Source organism: Streptomyces sp. NPDC054047 (assembly GCF_055585065.1).
Window position 1 is genome coordinate 290,985 of the sequence record NZ_JBVJKV010000006.1, and the last position, 16,345, is coordinate 307,329.

General features: G+C 71.4%; 19 protein-coding genes and 1 riboswitch. Of the genes, 6 read left to right on the forward strand and 13 right to left on the reverse strand.

Annotation, left to right across the window (positions count from 1 at the left end):
* Nucleotides 1–14 precede the first annotated feature (14 nt).
* A complete protein-coding gene (locus ACZ6ZP_RS23655) occupies nt 15–2,579 on the reverse strand; it encodes an ABC transporter permease (protein ID WP_469408256.1) in 2,565 nt (854 codons plus the stop codon).
* Between the two features lie 13 nt (nt 2,580–2,592).
* Complete coding sequence (locus ACZ6ZP_RS23660) at nt 2,593–3,447, reverse strand: ABC transporter ATP-binding protein (protein ID WP_469408258.1); 855 nt, start codon at nt 3,445–3,447, stop codon at nt 2,593–2,595.
* Between the two features lie 233 nt (nt 3,448–3,680).
* Between ACZ6ZP_RS23660 and ACZ6ZP_RS23665 the strand changes: the two genes are divergently transcribed.
* Both ACZ6ZP_RS23665 and ACZ6ZP_RS23670 read left to right on the forward strand, forming a co-directional pair.
* Nucleotides 3,681–3,908 (forward strand): antitoxin, encoded by a 228-nt coding sequence (locus ACZ6ZP_RS23665; RefSeq protein ID WP_190078868.1) that lies wholly within the window; start codon nt 3,681–3,683, stop codon nt 3,906–3,908.
* A 4-nt stretch (nt 3,909–3,912) separates the two neighbouring features.
* Nucleotides 3,913–4,284 carry a fic family toxin-antitoxin system, toxin component gene (locus ACZ6ZP_RS23670; protein ID WP_351164265.1) on the forward strand — a complete coding sequence of 124 codons (372 nt, stop codon included), beginning with the start codon at nt 3,913–3,915 and terminating at the stop codon, nt 4,282–4,284.
* Between the two features lie 30 nt (nt 4,285–4,314).
* On the opposite strand, the gene ACZ6ZP_RS23675 is transcribed toward ACZ6ZP_RS23670, so the two are convergent.
* Nucleotides 4,315–4,665: a VOC family protein gene (locus tag ACZ6ZP_RS23675; protein WP_351164266.1), complete on the reverse strand. Its 351-nt coding sequence runs from the start codon at nt 4,663–4,665 to the stop codon at nt 4,315–4,317.
* A gap of 50 nt (nt 4,666–4,715) precedes the next feature.
* Here ACZ6ZP_RS23675 and ACZ6ZP_RS23680 point away from each other — a divergent pair, with 50 nt between their 5' ends.
* A complete protein-coding gene (locus ACZ6ZP_RS23680; protein WP_351164268.1) occupies nt 4,716–5,078 on the forward strand; it encodes a VOC family protein in 363 nt (120 codons plus the stop codon).
* A gap of 8 nt (nt 5,079–5,086) precedes the next feature.
* On the opposite strand, the gene ACZ6ZP_RS23685 is transcribed toward ACZ6ZP_RS23680, so the two are convergent.
* From ACZ6ZP_RS23685 to bioB, 4 genes are all read right to left on the reverse strand, one after another.
* Entirely contained in the window at nt 5,087–5,758 is a 672-nt protein-coding gene (locus tag ACZ6ZP_RS23685) for a class I SAM-dependent methyltransferase (RefSeq protein WP_469408261.1), read from the reverse strand.
* A 535-nt stretch (nt 5,759–6,293) separates the two neighbouring features.
* Nucleotides 6,294–7,016, reverse strand: a complete 723-nt coding sequence (gene bioD / locus ACZ6ZP_RS23690) for a dethiobiotin synthase (protein WP_469408263.1) — start codon at nt 7,014–7,016, stop codon at nt 6,294–6,296.
* Between the two features lies 1 nt (nt 7,017).
* On the reverse strand, nt 7,018–8,307 hold the full coding sequence (locus ACZ6ZP_RS23695; protein WP_366463883.1) for an adenosylmethionine--8-amino-7-oxononanoate transaminase: 1,290 nt from the start codon (nt 8,305–8,307) through the stop codon (nt 7,018–7,020).
* Nucleotides 8,300–9,556 (reverse strand): biotin synthase BioB, encoded by a 1,257-nt coding sequence (gene bioB, locus ACZ6ZP_RS23700; protein ID WP_469408265.1) that lies wholly within the window; start codon nt 9,554–9,556, stop codon nt 8,300–8,302. The genes ACZ6ZP_RS23695 and bioB overlap by 8 nt, the downstream gene beginning before the upstream one ends.
* A 163-nt stretch (nt 9,557–9,719) precedes the next feature.
* Between bioB and ACZ6ZP_RS23705 the strand changes: the two genes are divergently transcribed.
* Nucleotides 9,720–10,862 (forward strand): 8-amino-7-oxononanoate synthase, encoded by a 1,143-nt coding sequence (locus ACZ6ZP_RS23705; protein WP_361466823.1) that lies wholly within the window; start codon nt 9,720–9,722, stop codon nt 10,860–10,862.
* Here the strand turns inward: ACZ6ZP_RS23705 and ACZ6ZP_RS23710 are convergent, their stop codons facing one another.
* Together ACZ6ZP_RS23710 and ACZ6ZP_RS23715 are read right to left on the reverse strand one after the other, a co-directional pair.
* Nucleotides 10,863–11,087 carry a DUF397 domain-containing protein gene (locus ACZ6ZP_RS23710; protein ID WP_249585990.1) on the reverse strand — a complete coding sequence of 75 codons (225 nt, stop codon included), beginning with the start codon at nt 11,085–11,087 and terminating at the stop codon, nt 10,863–10,865.
* Between the two features lie 9 nt (nt 11,088–11,096).
* Nucleotides 11,097–11,957: a helix-turn-helix domain-containing protein gene (locus ACZ6ZP_RS23715; protein ID WP_469408267.1), complete on the reverse strand. Its 861-nt coding sequence runs from the start codon at nt 11,955–11,957 to the stop codon at nt 11,097–11,099.
* A 270-nt stretch (nt 11,958–12,227) separates the two neighbouring features.
* On the opposite strand from ACZ6ZP_RS23715, the gene ACZ6ZP_RS23720 reads away from it, so the two are divergent.
* The gene (locus tag ACZ6ZP_RS23720; RefSeq protein WP_351164277.1) at nt 12,228–12,695 is read left to right on the forward strand and encodes an ATP-binding protein; all 468 of its coding nucleotides are present in this window, start codon (nt 12,228–12,230) and stop codon (nt 12,693–12,695) included.
* On the opposite strand, the gene ACZ6ZP_RS23725 is transcribed toward ACZ6ZP_RS23720, so the two are convergent.
* Nucleotides 12,684–13,595: a LysR family transcriptional regulator gene (locus tag ACZ6ZP_RS23725; RefSeq protein WP_351164278.1), complete on the reverse strand. Its 912-nt coding sequence runs from the start codon at nt 13,593–13,595 to the stop codon at nt 12,684–12,686. The genes ACZ6ZP_RS23720 and ACZ6ZP_RS23725 overlap by 12 nt on opposite strands.
* A 130-nt stretch (nt 13,596–13,725) precedes the next feature.
* Between ACZ6ZP_RS23725 and ACZ6ZP_RS23730 the strand changes: the two genes are divergently transcribed.
* A complete protein-coding gene (locus ACZ6ZP_RS23730; protein ID WP_469408268.1) occupies nt 13,726–14,355 on the forward strand; it encodes a LysE family translocator in 630 nt (209 codons plus the stop codon).
* Here ACZ6ZP_RS23730 and ACZ6ZP_RS23735 read toward each other — a convergent pair.
* From ACZ6ZP_RS23735 to ACZ6ZP_RS23745, 3 genes are all read right to left on the reverse strand, one after another.
* Nucleotides 14,333–14,887 (reverse strand): DUF6328 family protein, encoded by a 555-nt coding sequence (locus ACZ6ZP_RS23735; RefSeq protein ID WP_351164281.1) that lies wholly within the window; start codon nt 14,885–14,887, stop codon nt 14,333–14,335. The genes ACZ6ZP_RS23730 and ACZ6ZP_RS23735 overlap by 23 nt on opposite strands.
* 139 nt (nt 14,888–15,026) lie before the next feature.
* Nucleotides 15,027–15,500, reverse strand: coding sequence for a C40 family peptidase (locus ACZ6ZP_RS23740; RefSeq protein ID WP_351164283.1), 474 nt, complete (start codon nt 15,498–15,500; stop codon nt 15,027–15,029).
* 3 nt (nt 15,501–15,503) lie between these two features.
* A riboswitch (cyclic di-AMP (ydaO/yuaA leader) is annotated at nt 15,504–15,667 on the reverse strand.
* A gap of 363 nt (nt 15,668–16,030) precedes the next feature.
* The gene (locus tag ACZ6ZP_RS23745) at nt 16,031–16,339 is read right to left on the reverse strand and encodes a hypothetical protein (RefSeq protein ID WP_351164284.1); all 309 of its coding nucleotides are present in this window, start codon (nt 16,337–16,339) and stop codon (nt 16,031–16,033) included.
* Nucleotides 16,340–16,345: the final 6 nt, after the last annotated feature.

Sequence of the window (16,345 nt, forward strand, 5' to 3'; positions counted from 1 at the left end):
ACCGCCCCAGTCCATCACTCGTGCGCGATGGCCGCCAGCACATTCATGCGCGACGCACGCAGCGCGGGCAGCAGCGCCGCCGCGAGGCCGACGACCACCGATCCGATCAGCACCGCGATCACGGTCGTCCAGGGGATCGCGAACGCCGTCATGCCCTGTAGCGCGAGCACCTGCTGCGCCGCGACGCCCCACACCAGACCGAGTGCGAGCCCGAGCAGCGCGCCGAACACCGCGATCACCACCGACTCCAGGCGGATCATCCGGCGCAGCTGGCGCCGGGCGAGCCCGATGGCGCGCAGCAGACCGATCTCGCGGGTGCGCTCGATGACCGACAGGGCAAGGGTGTTGACCACGCCGAGCACCGCGATGATGATCGCCAGGCCGAGCAGGGCGTAGACGAGGTAGAGCATCACGGCGATCTGCTCGCGGATCAGTTCCTTGTAGTCGGCCTGGTCGCGGACCTGGACCTGCGGATACGGGTCGAGGGTCTTCTCCAGCCGGTCGCGCAGCGTGTCGTCGTTCGTGCCCGATGCCGCGTTCACGTACAGCGCGGAGTCCTGGCCGCCCGGCACGTACTCCTCGACCGTCTCCATCCCGAAGAAGATCCCGCCCTCGACGCCGAACCCCTCGGCTCCCGGCTGGTCGGTGAGCGCGCCCACCGTCAGCTCCGTCCTGCGTCCGCCGGGGAACTCCACGGGCAGCTCGGAGCCCATCCGCACCTTGTGGTCCCGCGCGAAGTCCCGCTGCATGGCGATGCTGCCGGGCGCGAGCGCCCGAGCGGTGTCGCCCTCGACGTACGTGACGCGGGCGACCTCGTCCAGGCGCGTGTCGTAGCCCGCCGCGGTCGTCTCCACGTTCTTGCCGTCCGGCATGGACACCTTCACGGGCGCGAACCGCTGGCGCACCACGAGCCCGGCGCCGTCGGTGGCCCGCACCTTCTCGGTGATCTCCTGCGAGAAGGGCATGAAGTTGCTGTTCTGTACGACGAAGTCGGCGCCCAGCGTCTTGTCGATCTGCTCGTCGAACGACTTGGTCATCGACGCGCTCGCCACCGACATGCCGCTCACCAGCGCGAGCCCCACCATCAGCGCGGCGGCCGTGGCACCCGTGCGGCGCGGGTTGCGCAGCGCGTTGCGCTGGCTCATCCGGCCGACCGAGCCGAACAGGGCGGGGAACGCGCCGCCGAGCACCCGGATCACCGGGCGGACCAGGAGCGGTCCCGCGATCACGGTGGCGATCAGGGTGAGGACGAGGCCGAGGCCGAGCAGGGACGCCGCCGACGAGGTCTTCTCCGCGGTGGCGCAGCCCACGAGCGCTGCGGCGCCCGCGGCCCCGACGATCAGGCCGACCGCGGCACGGATCTTCAACGGCCGTCCCACGCCCGCGATCTCCGCGTCGGCGAGCGCCGCCATCGGCGAGACGTGCGCCGCACGCCGGGCCGGGAGATACGCCGCGACGAACGTGACGCCGACCCCGACGACGTACGAGGCGACGGGGGTTCCCCACCCGATGACCATCTCGGTGGACTTCAGGTTCATCCCGAACAGGCCCATCAGCTCGATGAGCCCGGCCGCGAGACCGATCCCCGCCGCGAGACCGACCGTGGAGCCGACCGCGCCGAGCAGGACCGCCTCGGTGAGCACGGAGCGCCAGACCTGCCTGCGGTCGGCGCCAAGGGCGCGCAGCAGGCCCAGTTCGCGGGTGCGCTGCGCGATCAGCATCGAGAAGGTGTTGACGATGAGGAAGATGCCGACCAGGACGGCGATCCCGGCGAAGCCGAGCATCACGTACTTGATGACGTCCAGGAACCCGCCCAGTTCGGACGCCGCCGAGTCGGCCTGTTCGTCGGCGGTCTTCAGGTCGTAGCCCGAGCCGAGGTCGGCGGCGATACGGCGCTTGAGCTCGGTGTCGCTCACGCCGGGAACGGCGTCCACCGAGATGCCCGTCGCCGCGTCCTTGTCGCCCAGGAGCTCACGCTGGGCGGTCGGGGTGTCCAGGAAGACCAGGGCCGCGCCGGGGTTCGTGGTGGTGAAGGTGACGATGCCGACGACCTCGACCTTGAACGAACCGGGCGCGGCGAGCACCGTGAGGGTGTCGCCGATCTTCACGTCCTTCTTGTCGGCCGTGTCCTTGTCGAGCAGCGCCTGGTCCTCGCCGCGCGGGGCGTGACCCGATGTCAGCTCGACGGGGCTGCGGTCGGTGACGTACCAGTTGGTGGCGATGGTGGGGGCGCCGGTGGTGGAGCCCACCGATTCCTTCTCGCTGTCGACGACCGTGATGTTCTCCACGGCCGTGTCCACCCGCGTGCGGGCGACCCCGTCGACCTTGGCGACACGGTCGGCGAGCTTGGCGGGGATCGTCGGCGTCTGCCCCGACGGCACCGCCTCGTCGAGGTTCTCCTTCGGCTCGACGGTCACATCGGCGGACGTCGAGGCGAAGAGCCGGTCGAAGGTGCGGGCCACCGTGTCCGAGAAGATGAGGCTGCCCGCGACGAACGCCACCGAGAGGATCACGGCGAGGGCGGAGAGCAGCAGCCTGCCCTTGTGCGCGAGGAAGCTCCTGAGCGTCGCCTTCAGCATCGCCGCAGCCGCCTCAGTCCCGGTCCGGAGCGCGGTCGGCGCCCGGGACGCCCTGGGAGCCGTCGGCTTCGGGACGGCTCTCCTGTGGCAGCGCGTGGATCACGTCGAACCGCTTGAGGCGTTCAAGGACCGACTCCGCCGTCGGGCGCGCCATCTCGTCGACGATGCGGCCGTCCGCGAGGAAGAGCACCAGGTCGGCGTGGGCGGCGGCGCCCGGGTCGTGGGTGACCATGACGACGGTCTGCTCCAGCTTGTCGACGGCCTCGCGCAGGAAGCCGAGCACTTCGAGTCCCGCGCGCGAGTCGAGGTTGCCGGTCGGCTCGTCCGCGAAGATCAGCTCGGGGCGCGATGCGAGCGCCCGCGCGCAGGCCACGCGCTGCTGCTGGCCGCCGGAGAGCTGGGCGGGCCGGTGTTTGAGGCGGTCGCGCAGGCCGAGCGTGTCGATGACGTGCTCCAGCCAGGCACGGTCGGGGCGCTGGCCCGCGATGTCCATCGGCAGCGTGATGTTCTCGACGGCGTTGAGGGTGGGGATGAGGTTGAAGGACTGGAACATGAATCCGATGCGGTCCCGCCGCAGCTGCGTCAGCTCCCGCTCCTTGAGCCCCGTGATCTCGGTGTCGCCGAGCCACACCTGACCCGCGGAGACCGTGTCGAGCCCGGCGAGCAGATGCATGAGCGTGGACTTGCCCGACCCGGACGGGCCCATGACCGCCGTGAAGCGGCCGCGCGCGATGTCCACGTCGACCGCGTCGAGGGCGAGCACGGTGGTCTCGCCGGAGCCGTACGCCTTGGTCAGACCGCGTGCGCGGGCGGCGACCTTGGCGGGCTCCGAGAGGCCGGTGGCCGGTGCAGAAGCAGGTGTGGACAAGGCCGCCTCCTGGGTCGTGACCGATCCAACTCCCGTAATCCTGCCGAGAGTAGAGGGTCGGGGCGGGTGCCGGTATCCCTCCAAGGTCGTGAACCGAAGACGTATGTAAGGGGCACTGTCCCGGGTGTGTTGTACCGGTTCCATCCCCCGGCCCGGTCCCGGCCGTCCTGTGCGCCCCTGCGCCCTCCCATGCCCTCTTGTCGGTGCTAGCGCCGCGGCGCTAGCTTGAGGGGATGGCGAAGACCCAGCTGAACGTGCGGGTGGACGAAGGCACCGCCCGGGCCGCGCGCGAGCGCGCTCTTGCCCGCGGGATGAGCGTGAACCGCTACATCGAGGAACTGGTCAAACAGGACGCCGGCGAGGTCGGTCACACCTTTGTCGAGGCCGCCGCCGACTTCATGAAGCAGTACGAATCCGTCTTCGCCGAAGAGTTCGGTCCCGAGCGCGAGGGTCGTCGTTAAGCCCTTGAACCTCAGAATCGATCTTGCCTGGCTGTTGATGATCGCCGAACACAAGACGCCCGGAGACCCGCAGGTCACCGACTGGGGTGCCCTGGTGGCCGCCGTCAGTCGGCACGAGGCGGAGATATTCGGTGTGCCCGTCTACGAAAGCGCGCACGACCGCGCCGCCGCCCTGCTCCAGGTCCTCCTGCACATCCCCGCCCTGGAACGCTCCAACGCCCTCTTCGCCTCGTCCGCCGCCTACGCCTATCTGGTCGCCAGCGGCCTGAAGGTCGTCACCTCGCCCGAGCAGGTGCGTGAACTGGCCCGGCTGGTGAAGGAGGACGGGGCGAGCGTGCACGCCATCGCGGACGAGCTGCGGAAGTGGAGCCTGTAGCCGCCCTACGAGCCGCCGTCCGGCAGCGCCTCACAGGTCGGTGGCCCGCTGGTGGCGCGGCTCGTACATGCCGACCTCGCCGCCGCCCGGCAGCTTGAAGCGGGTGAGCAGACCCCAGCCGGCGTCGGTGACCGGCTGGGTGAACTTCACGCCCCTGGCGGTCAGTTCGCGCACCGTCGCCGCCACGTCGTCGCACATCAGATAGAGCTCGTGGGACTCGGGCCCGGGGGTGGGATGAATGGCGGCCTCGGCGGGCGGCAGCCTGAAGATCAGCCAGCCGCCTCCCGCGTCGACGTGCGGGTACTCCAGTACGTCCCGGAAGAAGGCCCGGTCGGCTTCGGCGTCGTTGCTGTAGATGATGAGGTGCGCACCATTGATCATGCGGCGAGGATAGGTTCGGTGGGAGAGAGCCGCACTTCAGGAGGACGCCCATGCCCGCCGCCATCCAGCCGATGATCATCACCCCTGATCTCGACCGCCTGTTGCGGTTCTACCAGGAGCTGCTCGGGGCCGAGGAGGTGTCGAGGACCCCGGAGGAGGGGCCCGCGTTCTTCGTCGACCTGCGCATCGGCGACTCGGAGCTCGGCGTCGTCGCGGACGCGAGCGTGCCGCTCGGCACGGCGCAGCGGATTCTGCTGAGCGTGGCGGTGGCGGAGGTGGACGACCTCCTCGAGCGGGTGGACGCCCTGGGCGGGGAGGCGCTCGGTCCGGCCAACGACATGCCGTGGGGGCAGCGCGTGGCGCACATCAAGGACCCGGACGGCAACGCGGTCAACCTCACGCAGGTGATCTGAGGTCCGCCCTAGTCGTGCTCCGGCCGCCGGGCCGTGCCGAGCACGCAGTAAGAAGAGGGCAGCTTCGGCCCCTTCGGCGGCACCAACAGCCTGCGGTACGGGCCGAGTTCGAAGCCCGCGGCGCGCAGGGCGCCCACGGTGTCCCGCGCGACGTGGCAGCCGCCGAAGAGCAGGGGCCAGACCGTCCGGTCCAGTACGCGCTGCGCGACCGCCATCCCCGCGCCCGGAGCCACGCCGTGCTCGAAGAAGCGCAGCTCGCCGCCGGGGCGCAGGACGCGCCGCAGCTCGGCGAGGGCGCGGGGCACGTCGCGCACGCTGCACAGCATCAGCGAGGCCACGACGCCGTCGAAGGCCTCGCTCTTGACGGGCAGCGCCTCGGCGACGCCGGGCACGACATCGACCGGTACGTCGGCCCGCACGGCCGCGTCGGCGGCCAACTGCCGCAGCATGCGCTCCGGTTCGATGGCCACGACCTCGGAGACCGCCGTCGGATAGTGCGCGAAGTTCAGACCGTTTCCCGCACCGACCTCGATCACGCGCCCGGAGAGCCCGGCGAGCAGCTCCTTGCGGTACGCGGCGATCACGGGCTCGGCGGCCACGCTGTGACGGGCGTAGAAGCGGGCGAAGACGGGGTGATGCACGGCGTCCCGGGACGCGGCCTTGGCGGAGCGAGGTGACATGGGCCCTCCTCGACGGGGCGAGCGGATACCGCAATGGTGCCCCGGCAGCGCGGCTTTCCCCCACGCGCACGCCCCCGAGTCGCCCCACCGCCGACGCGGCACGGCGCGTGTTCGGGAAGATGCGGGGGTGGCGGCACGAGCGGCACCACCCGGGGACTCACGCAGGTACCGGGCGCCGAGGACGAGGCCGCTGCTGAGGCCGCCGACCACGGCCGCCCGCGCCCCTCTCCAGCAGCGCCCGGCACGCGCCCGAAACCCGCCCGACGCCGGGGCGGCCCGCCAAGAGGCTCCGCCTGACGCCGCCGGGAGCCCTCGGGGCTCACGCGCCTGTCCGCACATGGCGTCCGGCGCGCGGCAGAATCCGCCCGCTCCGGCCGGCCCCGCCCGGCAGCGCCGCTCTGCCGGCCCGCCTTGGGAGGTTGCACCTGGCGCTGTCGGGTGCCCTCGGGGCCAACGCTCTCGGACGTGCGTGGCGCCTGTGTCCCGTCCAAGTCGCCCCCGGCCCGGGCACCCTCAGGCCTCCCTCAGGCCTCCCTCATTCCGCCCTCTCCAGCGCCGTGAAGGCGGCGCTGTCCCACGCTCCGCCCAGTTCCGGTGCCAGCCAGCCCCCCGCGCGGGCGCGGAAGTCCGTGCGGGTGAGGGAGCCCGCTCCCTCGGGTACCGCGCCGAGCAGCGGTGCGCCCGCCTGTTCCGGCAGGTCCGCGAGGTTGCAGCGGGCCGCCAGGTCCGGGGTGGTGGGCCAGCTGCCGATCGTCACGCCCAGGGGGGCCAGGCCGCGGGCCCGCAGTGCCTCCGTGGTGAGTGCCGTCATGTTCAGGGTGCCGAGTCCCGCAGGAGTGACCACAAGAACCGGAGCCGTGAGGAGGCGCGCGGCGTCGGCGAGGGAGGCGCCCTCGTCGTCGTAGCGCACGAGCAGGCCGCCCGCCCCCTCGATCAGGACCAGGTCGTGCTCCGCCGCCAACTTCTGTGCCGCGTCGGCCACTTCGTACGGACGGACCGGCGCCATGCCCGCCCGCCGGGCGGCGGTGTTGGGCGCCAACGGCTCGGGGAAGCGGGCGAGTTCGAGGGTGGTGATCTCGTCGCCCGCCAGCCGCGTCACCTCCTGCGCGTCGCCCGGTTCACCGGGCGCCACCCCCGTCTGCGCGGGCTTGAGCACCGCGACACTGCGCCCCGCGGCGACCGCGAGGGCGGCCACGGCGGCCGTAGTGATCGTCTTGCCGATCTCGGTGCCGGTGCCAGACACCACGATGACCGTCATCTCAGCCCTCCTTCGCCGCCGCGCACACCGCGCGTCCGATCCGTGCCACGTCGTCGTCGCTCGTGATGAACGGCGGCATCGTGTAGATGAGGTCGCGGAACGGCCGCACCCACACCCCCTCACGCGTCGCCGCGCGGGTGGCCGCCGCCATGTCCACGTCGTGGTCCAGCTGCACGACACCGATCGCGCCGAGCACGCGTACGTCCCGGACACCGGGCAGCGCGGCCGCCTCGGCCAGCGTGCCGCGCAGGCCCGCCTCGATGCGCTTGACCTCGGTCCGCCAGTCCTGCCCGAGCAGCAGCTCGATCGAGGCGCTGGCCACCGCGACGGCGAGCGGATTGCCCATGAACGTCGGGCCGTGGGCCAGCACCGGCACCTCGCCCTGTGAGATGCCGTCCGCGACCCGCGGCGTGCACAGCGTCGCCGCCAGCGTGAGATAACCGCCGGTCAACGCCTTGCCCAGGCACATCACATCGGGCGTGACCCCCGCGTGGTCAGCTGCGAACAGCGCGCCCGTGCGGCCGAACCCCGTGGCGATCTCGTCGAACACGAGCAGGACGTCGTGCTCGTCGCAGGCCTCCCGCAACACCCGCAGATAGACGGGGGAGTGGAACCGCATACCGCCCGCGCCCTGCACCACCGGCTCCACGATCACGGCGGCAAGCTCGTCGGCGTGGCGCCCGATCATCTCGCGCAGATGGTCGGCGTACGCGTCGTCGTACGCCTCGAACCCCGCGGGCGGCGCGTCCGCGAACACCTGCTGGGGCAGCGCCCCCTGCCACAGCTCGTGCATGCCGCCCTGGGGGTCGCACACCGACATGGGCTGCCAGGTGTCCCCGTGGTAGCCGCCGCGCCAGGTCAGCATCCGCCGCTTGGCCGGACGGCCGAGCGAGCGCCAGTGCTGCAGGCACATCTTGACCGCGACCTCGACCGACACCGATCCGGAGTCCGCGAGGAAGACGTGCTCGAGGCCCTCCGGCGATATGTCGACGAGGAGCTTCGCCAGGCGGACGGCGGGCTCATGGGTGAGGCCGCCGAACATGACGTGGCTCATCCGGTCCAGCTGAGCGCGGACCGCGTCGTTGAGCACGGGGTGGTTGTAGCCGTGGATCGCCGCCCACCAGGACGACATGCCGTCGACCAGCTCGCCCCCGTCGCCCGCGAGCCGCAGCCGCACGCCGCTCGCCGACTCGACGACCAGCGGCTCGTGCCGACCGGGCATGGGGCCGTACGGATGCCACACGTGGCGCCGGTCCAGATCGAGCAGTTCGGGTACGGAGAGGTCAGGCATTGGGCGCCAGGTCCGTTCCCGCGCCCCGGCGGCGTACCGCCACCAGGTCCGTGCGCGCCTCGGGCGTCTCGCCCTCCACGGCCTCGGCAGCGGCGGCCTCGGCCTGAGCGGGCACGGAGGACGTCGCGGGCCCGGCGGCAGCCGCGGGCTCGGCCGAGCCGCACGGCCCACAGCCGCCCCCGCCGTTCTCGTGCGGCCCGCAGCCGCCCCCGTGCGACCCGCATCCCGCCGCCGCCAGCGCGTCCGCGCGGTGCTCCGGCAGCGTCACCGTGCCGGCGCCCTCGACCTCGAAACCGGCGTCCGCGATCATCTCCAGGTCGGTCTTGCCGGCCTGGCCCTCACTGGTCAGGTAGTCGCCCAGGAAGATCGAGTTGGCGAGGTGCAGCGCCAGGGGCTGCATCGTGCGCAGGTGCACCTCGCGGCCGCCCGCGATGCGCACCTCCACGTCGGGGCAGACGAAGCGGACCATCGCCAGGATGCGCAGGCAGCGCTGCGGGGTGAGGTTCCACTCCTTGGCCAGCGGGGTGCCCTCGAAGGGGATCAGGAAGTTGACCGGCACCGAGTCGGGGTCGAGGTCGCGCAGCGCGTAGACCACGTCCACCAGGTCCTCATCCGTCTCGCCCATGCCCGCGATCAGCCCCGAACAGGCGGAGAGGCCCGCGGCCTGCGCCTGCTGCACGGTGTCCACGCGGTCGGCGTACGTGTGGGTGGTGGTGATCTCGCCGTACGTCGCCTCGGACGTATTGAGGTTGTGGTTGTACGCGTCCGCGCCCGCCGTGCGCAGTTTGTCCGCCTGGCCGGCGGAGAGGAGCCCGAGGCACGCGCACACCTCGACGTCCTCGTTCTGCTCCTTGATCGCCTCGATGGTCTTCGAGACCCGGTCGACGTCGCGGTCGGTCGGACCACGGCCGCTCGCGACCAGGCAGACCCGCTTGGCGCCGCCCGCGACCCCGGCAGCGGCGGCCTGCGAGGCCTCGTCGGGCTTCAGCCAGGTGTACTTGAGGATGCCGGCCGTCGAGCCCAGACGCTGCGAACAGTACGAGCAGTCCTCCGGGCAGAGACCCGACTTGAGATTGACCAGATAGTTGAGTTTCACCCGCCGCCCGAACCACTGCCGCCGTACCTTCCCGGCGGCGGCGACCACGTCGAGGAGCTCGTCGTCGGAAGTGGCCAGTACGGCCAGCGCTTCTTCACGGGTCGGCAGCTCGCGCCGAAGCCCCTTGTCCACCAGCGTGTTCAGCAGATCCATGGCGCTGATCCTTACGTACGAGAGCCTCCCTTTCCAAGGAGACTTCGCACAACAGAAACGCTGAGAGGTGTGGGTATTGCCACATCCTGGCCCGGTGGCCGGACGGCTAGGGTCTGTGCACTGTCTACAAACCGGCCAGTCCCGACGACCCGGAGGAACCCCCATGGCGAGCGCGCCGTTCGACTGGATCGACGAGCAGGCGAGCCTGCGCGCACAGGCCGGACTCGTCCGCACCCTGCGCCCCCGCCCCGCCGACGCGGGCGGCCTTCTCGACCTGGCGAGCAACGACTACCTGGGCCTGGCCAGGCATCCCGAGATCACCGAGGGCGCGGCGGCCGCCGCCCGGCGCTGGGGCGGCGGGGCCACCGGCTCCCGCCTGGTGACGGGCTCCACCGAACTGCACGCGGAACTCGAGCGGGAGCTGGCCGAGTTCTGCGGCTTCGAGGCGGCCCTGGTCCTTTCCTCCGGATACGCCGCGAACCTCGCCGCCGTCACCGCCCTGGCCCCGCACGGCTCGCTGATCGTCTCGGACGCGGGCAACCACGCCTCGCTGATCGACGGCTGCCGCCTCGCGCGCGGGACGACGCAGGTGGTGCCGCACGCCGATCCCGAAGCGGTGCGCAAGGCGCTGGACGGCCACGCGGGTCCCGCGGTCGTGGTGTCGGACACGGTCTTCTCGGTCGACGGCGACGCGGCTTCACTGACCGAACTCGCTTCCGTTTGTGACGAGTTCGGCGCCGGTCTCATCGTCGACGACGCCCATGGGCTCGGCGTGCTCGGCGACGGCGGGCGGGGTGCCCCGCAGGCGGCCGAACTCGCGGGCACGGACCACACGGTGGCCACGGTCACCCTGTCGAAGTCCTTCGGCAGCCAGGGCGGCGCGGTCCTCGGCCCGGCCAAGGTCATCGATCATCTGGTCAACGCGGCCCGCACCTTCATCTTCGACACCGGGCTCGCCCCTGCCGCCGCGGGTGCGGCGCTGGCCGCCCTGCGGCTGCTGCGCAGGGAGCCCGAGCGTGCCGCGCGGGCCCGCGCGGTCGCGGCCGAACTGCATGAACGCCTCACGGCGGAAGGTCTCTCGGCGGTACGTCCCGACGCCGCCGTCGTCTCCGTGCGCGCGCCGTCACCGGAAGCGGCCGTGCGGTGGGCCGCCGACTGCAGGGGTGCGGGCCTGGCCGTCGGCTGCTTCCGTCCGCCGTCGGTGCCCGACGGCATCTCGCGGCTGCGGCTGACCGCCCGAGCGGATCTCACCGGCGCACAGATCGCCGATGCCGTACGGGTGATCAGCCGCAACGCACCCCGGTAGTCACCGGAGGCCGTGGACGAAGGCCTCCCATGTGGCGGGTGAGAAGAGCAGGGCGGGCCCTGCCGTGTTCTTCGAATCGCGTACGGCGAGCAGCCCCTGCTTCGGCCCTGAAGCGAGCGAGGCTGTCTCCACACAGTTGTTCATGCCGTTGCTGCGGCTGCTGCGATACCACCGTGCGCCGTGCAGAGATGTGCTGGAAGGTACGTGCCGAGGCAGTGCAGTCATGGTGCCCCCTTACGCGCCGTCACCTAACCCGGCGATGTGATCCGTTGATTCCTCGGGTGAAAGTGCTTTTCCTTGAAGGGAGTTGAAGGCGTCCGTGTATGCCTGGAGGTCTTCTTTCCGTTCGAGGTAGAGGCTACTCGTCAAGTGGTCTAGAACAACCACATCCAGATCAGCAATGTTCGGAAAGGAGAAGATAACGAAAGATCCGATGAGGCCCACGTGCTCTCCGGCGGCGAACGGCAACACCTGAAGTCGTACATGGGGCAACTGTGCGGCTTCCAGTAACCGTTTCAACTGGCCCGCGAGCACCTGACGGCCGCCCACGGGGCGGTGCAGCACCGCCTCGTCCAGGATCACGCTCAGTCGCAGCGGCGGAGCCGCGCGCAGCACGTCCTGACGGGCCAGACGCACCTCGACCAGCGTGTCCACCTGCTCGTCCGGCAGTCCGTCAAGGGCGGCCCGCGTCACCGCACGCGCGTAGTCCGGCGTCTGGAGCAGGCCGGGCACGACGGTGGTCTCCAGGGTGCGCATCCGGCAGGCCTGTGACTCCAGGCTGATGAAGTCGCGGTAGGCGGGCGGCAGCAGCTCGCGGTAGGCGTGCCACCAGTGGCGGCGACCGCCTTCGTCGTCCGAGCCCGCCAGCGCGACCAGCAGCTGGCGGAGTTGGGGGTCCTTCACCTCGTACGCCTCGAGCAGCAGGCGTACGTCGGCCGCCTTGACGCTGCTACGCCCCGTCTCGATCCGGCTCACCTTCGACTGATGCCAGCCGACCCGGTCCGCCGCCTGGCCACTGGTGAGCCCGGCGTGCGTGCGCAGCGCACGCAGTTCGGCGCCGAGTTTCCGGCGGCGCACCGCGGGACCGTACCGCATGTCCGTCTCCTTTCGGACGGAGCCTCCTTTTTCGGCCTCCCGCCGCCCTCTCCCCGGCGACAGTAGGGGAAGCGCCAGCCTCCCACCCAAATACGGTCTCTCGTAGCAGAGTTCACCGCTTCGAGCGACAGATATATGCACATCTTGGTGGATGGCACCCTGTGAGCACCCCATGAGTGGCAGGGTGGCTCGCAGCACCATTCCGGGACTGTCCTCGTGCTTTCCGCTACGAGTCGGAGCCGAGCCCCGGTGGGAAAGGGACACGTCGCCATGGCCGACCTTCAGGAAGCATCCGTCACCCTGCCGAGCGATCCTGCCTCGGTCTCCGCGGCCCGGAAGTTCGTTTCGAACGTCCTCACCGAGTGGGGCCTGCCGGGCGACACCGAAGTCGCCGACACGGTCCGGCTGATCGTCTCCGAACTCGCCACGAACGCCGTCCAGCACACCCGGGGCCAGTCGCCCACCTTCACGGTGGACGTCGAGCTGGACCGGGACGAGCAGCTGCGCATCGGGGTCACCGACAGCCACCCCCGCTACCCCAAGCGATTGCCCGCCGCCGTCCAGCAGGACAACGGCCGTGGCCTGGTGATCATCCGCTGGCTGACCATGGAGTGCGGCGGCAGGCTGTCGGTCACGCCGACGCCCGAGGGCGGCAAGACGGTCTGGATCGCACTGCCGTGGACCGCGCCGGTCCGAGGCGAGGCCGCGGCCCCCTCGGCCTGGCCCTCACCCCGCTGAGCGTCCGAAGGCGCCCCGGAGCAGGGCCCGGAAGGTGTCCGCCGCGGGATGCGGCTCGTCGGTGCGGTGGACGACCGAGATCGTGCGGCGCAGATCCCCCGGCTCCAGCGGCCTGACCCCCACCGGCGTCGCCGCCGTCCGCGCCACCATCTCCGGTACGACGGCCACTCCGAGCCCGGCGCTGACCAGCGCGCACACCAGCGCGTAGCCCGGGGTCTCGACCAGGACCGCGGGCGTCGCCCCGGCCCGCACGAGCGCGGACTCCACGCCCTGGCGGGGCGGATGCGTCGGCGCCATGCTGATCAGCGGCTGCCCGGCGAGCTCGGTCAGGGGCAGCCGCGACGAGGCGCTCGCGAGCGCGTGACCGGGCGAGGTCACCAGGACCAGCTCCTCGACCAGGATCGGCTCAGCGGTCACGGAGGCGGGCAGCGGCACCGGGTCCGCCGGCTCGTACGTGTGCGTGAGGGCCAGGTCGACCTCGCCCGCCGCCACGGCCGCGATGCCGAGCGGCGGTTCATAGCCCCGTACCGTCAGATCGACGTCCGGATGGGCGCGGCGGAACGCGGTCAGCGCGGGCGGCACCAGATGGATTCCGGCGGTGGTGAAGGTCCCCACGCTCAGCCTGCCCCCGGACAGGCCCGCCAGCTGGGCCAGTTCGTGCCGGGCCTGCTCCATCTCGTCCAGGACCCGGCGCGCCCGTGCCAGGAGCAGCTCGCCGGCGCCGGTCAGCCGCGCCCCGCGGTGGTGCCGGACCAGGAGCGCGGTGCCCGCCTCCCGTTCGAGCTTGGCCAGCTGCTGGGAGAGGGCGGGCACGGTGTAGCCGAGGCGCTCGGCGGCCCGGGTGATCGACCCGGCCTCGGAGACCGCCACCAGTGCGGCGAGCCGTGTCGGGTCGTACATGGTCGCTCCCGGTGCAGGAGCCGGCGGGCGGCGGGGGCCGTCCGACGGCGTGGGGCTAAACGTCTGCTTAAGGCAGACCCAGGATATTCCACATACCTGCTGAAGGCAGAAGAACGGCAGGCTGGGGGCCATGGACGCTCAACTGGTCGCCTTCACCGGAGTCGCCGCGGGCATGGTCGCCATGCCGGGCGCCGACTTCGCCGTCGTGGTGCGCAACTCCCTCGCGTCGCGCCGTGCCGGAGTCGCCTGCGCGATCGGCGTCGCGGGCGGGCTCCTGGTGCACACGGCGCTCGCGGTGGCCGGGGTCGCGGCGGTCCTCGCGGCCGTACCCACCCTCTTCCGGGCGCTACAGGTCCTGGGCGGTGCCTATGTGCTGTACCTGGGATACCGCGCGCTGCGGTCGGCGGCCCGGCCGGTGGCGAGCTTCGGGGCGCCGGACGGCGGGGAGCAGCCGGCGACCGGGGGCAGCCTGCGGCAGGGCTTCCTCACCAACGCCCTCAACCCCAAGGCGCCCGTCACCTTCCTCAGCGTGCTGCCCCAGTTCGTGCCCGCGGGCAGCCCAGCCATGCCCAGGACCCTGCTGCTCGCGTCGATCATCGTCGCCCTGGCCCTGGTGTGGCTCCCGGTCGTCGCGCTCCTGGTCGACCGGCTGGGGCACTGGCTGCGCAGGCCGCGTACGGCCCGCGCGATCGAGGGCGGCACGGGCGCCGCGCTGAGCGTCCTCGGCCTGGTGCTGCTCACCGAGGCCCTGTCGGCGTGATGTCGCCCGACGCGCCGGTGTCCGAGTCCTTGTTCTTGTCCCGGCCACGCACCAGGACGGGCAGCAGGCCCCAGAGGCCCGCGCACACCAGCAGCGTGCCCGCACTCGCGATGATCCCGCCGGTGCGGCCCACCGCCACGTCCACGACCAGGAGCACGGAACCGGCGAGCGCGAACACCAGGACCGCCATGCCGATGCCGGCCAGCCGGGACGACACCCGCACGATCCGCGGCTTGGAGTGCTGCCCGAACAGCGATCTGTGCACGGCGGCCGGCGCGGTGAACAGTGCGGCGGACAGGACGGCGAGCAGCAGCGTGGTGACGTACGTGGCGCGCTGCACCGTGTCGAGCGAGGGAAAGCGCTCGGTGAAGGCGAGCGTCAGCAGGAACGCGAAGAGGATCTGCACTCCGGCCTGCGTGACGCGCAGCTCCTGGAGGAGCTCGGAGAAGTTCCGGTCGGCGCGTTCCATCGGTGTCTCATTGCGTGCGTCGGACGACTCACCCGTGGAGCGGTAACCATTGTTTTCGGACATGGCGTCCGAGTATCCGCGTCGCCGCGCTCCACGCCTGGCGGGCGCGCCGACCAGAGGGCCGGTCGAGCGGCGGCAAGGGCCGTACGGCCCCTGCCGCCATCCTCCGACAGGTCTGCGATCGGCGGTCAGTGACGGGCGATCAGCGCACCCGGCCGTACGAGACGCTCTTCGTCCAGATCTTCTCGAGGCGCACGACGGTCCCCCTCTTGGGCGCGTGCCAGATCTTTCCCTTCCCGGCGTAGATGCCCACGTGGTAGACGCTCCGGCCGGAGCGGAAGAAGACCAGGTCGCCGCGGGAACGCTTCGACGCCGAGATGTGACGGGTCTTGTTGTACTGCTGCGCGGCGGTGCGCGGCAGCTTCTTGCCCGTGCGCTTGAACGAGTAGAGCGTCAGGCCCGAGCAGTCGAACCGGTTCGGCCCCGCCGCTCCGTAGCCATACGGAGAGCCCTTCTTGGAGGCAGCGATCTTGAGCGCTTTCGTCCCGTGAGTCGCGGCCTCTGCTTCCGACGTGAGCCCTGGGGCCACGAGGGTGCCGCCTACGACGGCGAGCGTGAGGGCCGATACGGAACCGGCCCTGGTGAGCAGCGACGGAACATGATTCAGCGCGGTCATGCGCAACCCTTCGTCAGCCGCCTGTGAAGGATGACCTGTCGGATTCGGGCTGACAAAGTTGCCCGGCCGCTGTGTGCGGCTTCACCCCAAGGGTCGTTGTCCGGACCTTCCGGACCGACCCGTCATGCCTGGGTCCTCCACTCCTGCCGATGCACCGATGTCGACCGGTCATCCGGGCGGCGGCAGGACTCGGCGTCCGCCCGGATCGCCCCGCCGCTGTGGCGGGGGCTTGTCGTCGGAAGGGATCTTGACCCGTCAAGGGGTCGAATTCCGAGCCGAAACGGCCTTTTATGAGGTTCCTCACGCCTGAACCGTTCGGGTGGACACGGTCGGATTCGGGATCGGACCGCGTAACCCGACGATCGTTCGACCAGCACCGGAACGAGGAATTCCGGCCATCGCGTACACATCTGACGCAACTGAGGCCAGCTCGAATTGGGAGGATCGTCTACGCCGAACGAGGTAGCCCGTTTGGTTCGTTTGAGCCGAACCCCGGACGGTTCGGACGTCAGTGCGGGGTTGACGGGCGCTCAGAACGCCGCCGGGGGCGGCACGGTGACCCGCCCCGCCCGGCGCTCCCCGTCCAGCACACGCAGCGCCCGGGCCAACGTCGGCGCGTGCACGGCGCTCTCGCCCCGCTGGTGCATGAGCGTCAGAGCGTCCCGCAGGGCGGTGGCGCTGCCGACCAGTGCCTGGGCGGCGCGCAGTCCGCCGTAGGTGTCCGAGGCGCGGGCGGGGTTGATCCGGCCCAGCAGGTCGACCACTTCGAGATACCGGTCGATCAACTCGCCCTCGGCGCGGGTGAGTGCGGGCAGCGGAGGAAGTTCGGGCGGCAGCATCGGCGG

What these genes read in the sequence shown, in the direction of transcription:
- ACZ6ZP_RS23665 (WP_190078868.1), top strand. Translation starts at nt 3,681, where the DNA reads ATGGCGAAGACCCAGCTGAACGTGCGGGTGGACGAAGGCACCGCCCGG.
- ACZ6ZP_RS23730 (WP_469408268.1), top strand. Translation starts at nt 13,726, where the DNA reads ATGGACGCTCAACTGGTCGCCTTCACCGGAGTCGCCGCGGGCATGGTC.
- bioD (WP_469408263.1), bottom strand. Translation starts at nt 7,016, where the DNA reads ATGACGGTCATCGTGGTGTCTGGCACCGGCACCGAGATCGGCAAGACG.
- ACZ6ZP_RS23705 (WP_361466823.1), top strand. Translation starts at nt 9,720, where the DNA reads ATGGCGAGCGCGCCGTTCGACTGGATCGACGAGCAGGCGAGCCTGCGC.
- ACZ6ZP_RS23720 (WP_351164277.1), top strand. Translation starts at nt 12,228, where the DNA reads ATGGCCGACCTTCAGGAAGCATCCGTCACCCTGCCGAGCGATCCTGCC.
- bioB (WP_469408265.1), bottom strand. Translation starts at nt 9,556, where the DNA reads ATGGATCTGCTGAACACGCTGGTGGACAAGGGGCTTCGGCGCGAGCTG.
- ACZ6ZP_RS23695 (WP_366463883.1), bottom strand. Translation starts at nt 8,307, where the DNA reads ATGCCTGACCTCTCCGTACCCGAACTGCTCGATCTGGACCGGCGCCAC.
- ACZ6ZP_RS23745 (WP_351164284.1), bottom strand. Translation starts at nt 16,339, where the DNA reads ATGCTGCCGCCCGAACTTCCTCCGCTGCCCGCACTCACCCGCGCCGAG.
- ACZ6ZP_RS23740 (WP_351164283.1), bottom strand. Translation starts at nt 15,500, where the DNA reads ATGACCGCGCTGAATCATGTTCCGTCGCTGCTCACCAGGGCCGGTTCC.
- ACZ6ZP_RS23655 (WP_469408256.1), bottom strand. Translation starts at nt 2,579, where the DNA reads ATGCTGAAGGCGACGCTCAGGAGCTTCCTCGCGCACAAGGGCAGGCTG.
- ACZ6ZP_RS23680 (WP_351164268.1), top strand. Translation starts at nt 4,716, where the DNA reads ATGCCCGCCGCCATCCAGCCGATGATCATCACCCCTGATCTCGACCGC.
- ACZ6ZP_RS23710 (WP_249585990.1), bottom strand. Translation starts at nt 11,087, where the DNA reads ATGACTGCACTGCCTCGGCACGTACCTTCCAGCACATCTCTGCACGGC.
- ACZ6ZP_RS23725 (WP_351164278.1), bottom strand. Translation starts at nt 13,595, where the DNA reads ATGTACGACCCGACACGGCTCGCCGCACTGGTGGCGGTCTCCGAGGCC.
- ACZ6ZP_RS23735 (WP_351164281.1), bottom strand. Translation starts at nt 14,887, where the DNA reads ATGTCCGAAAACAATGGTTACCGCTCCACGGGTGAGTCGTCCGACGCA.
- ACZ6ZP_RS23685 (WP_469408261.1), bottom strand. Translation starts at nt 5,758, where the DNA reads ATGTCACCTCGCTCCGCCAAGGCCGCGTCCCGGGACGCCGTGCATCAC.
- ACZ6ZP_RS23675 (WP_351164266.1), bottom strand. Translation starts at nt 4,665, where the DNA reads ATGATCAATGGTGCGCACCTCATCATCTACAGCAACGACGCCGAAGCC.
- ACZ6ZP_RS23715 (WP_469408267.1), bottom strand. Translation starts at nt 11,957, where the DNA reads ATGCGGTACGGTCCCGCGGTGCGCCGCCGGAAACTCGGCGCCGAACTG.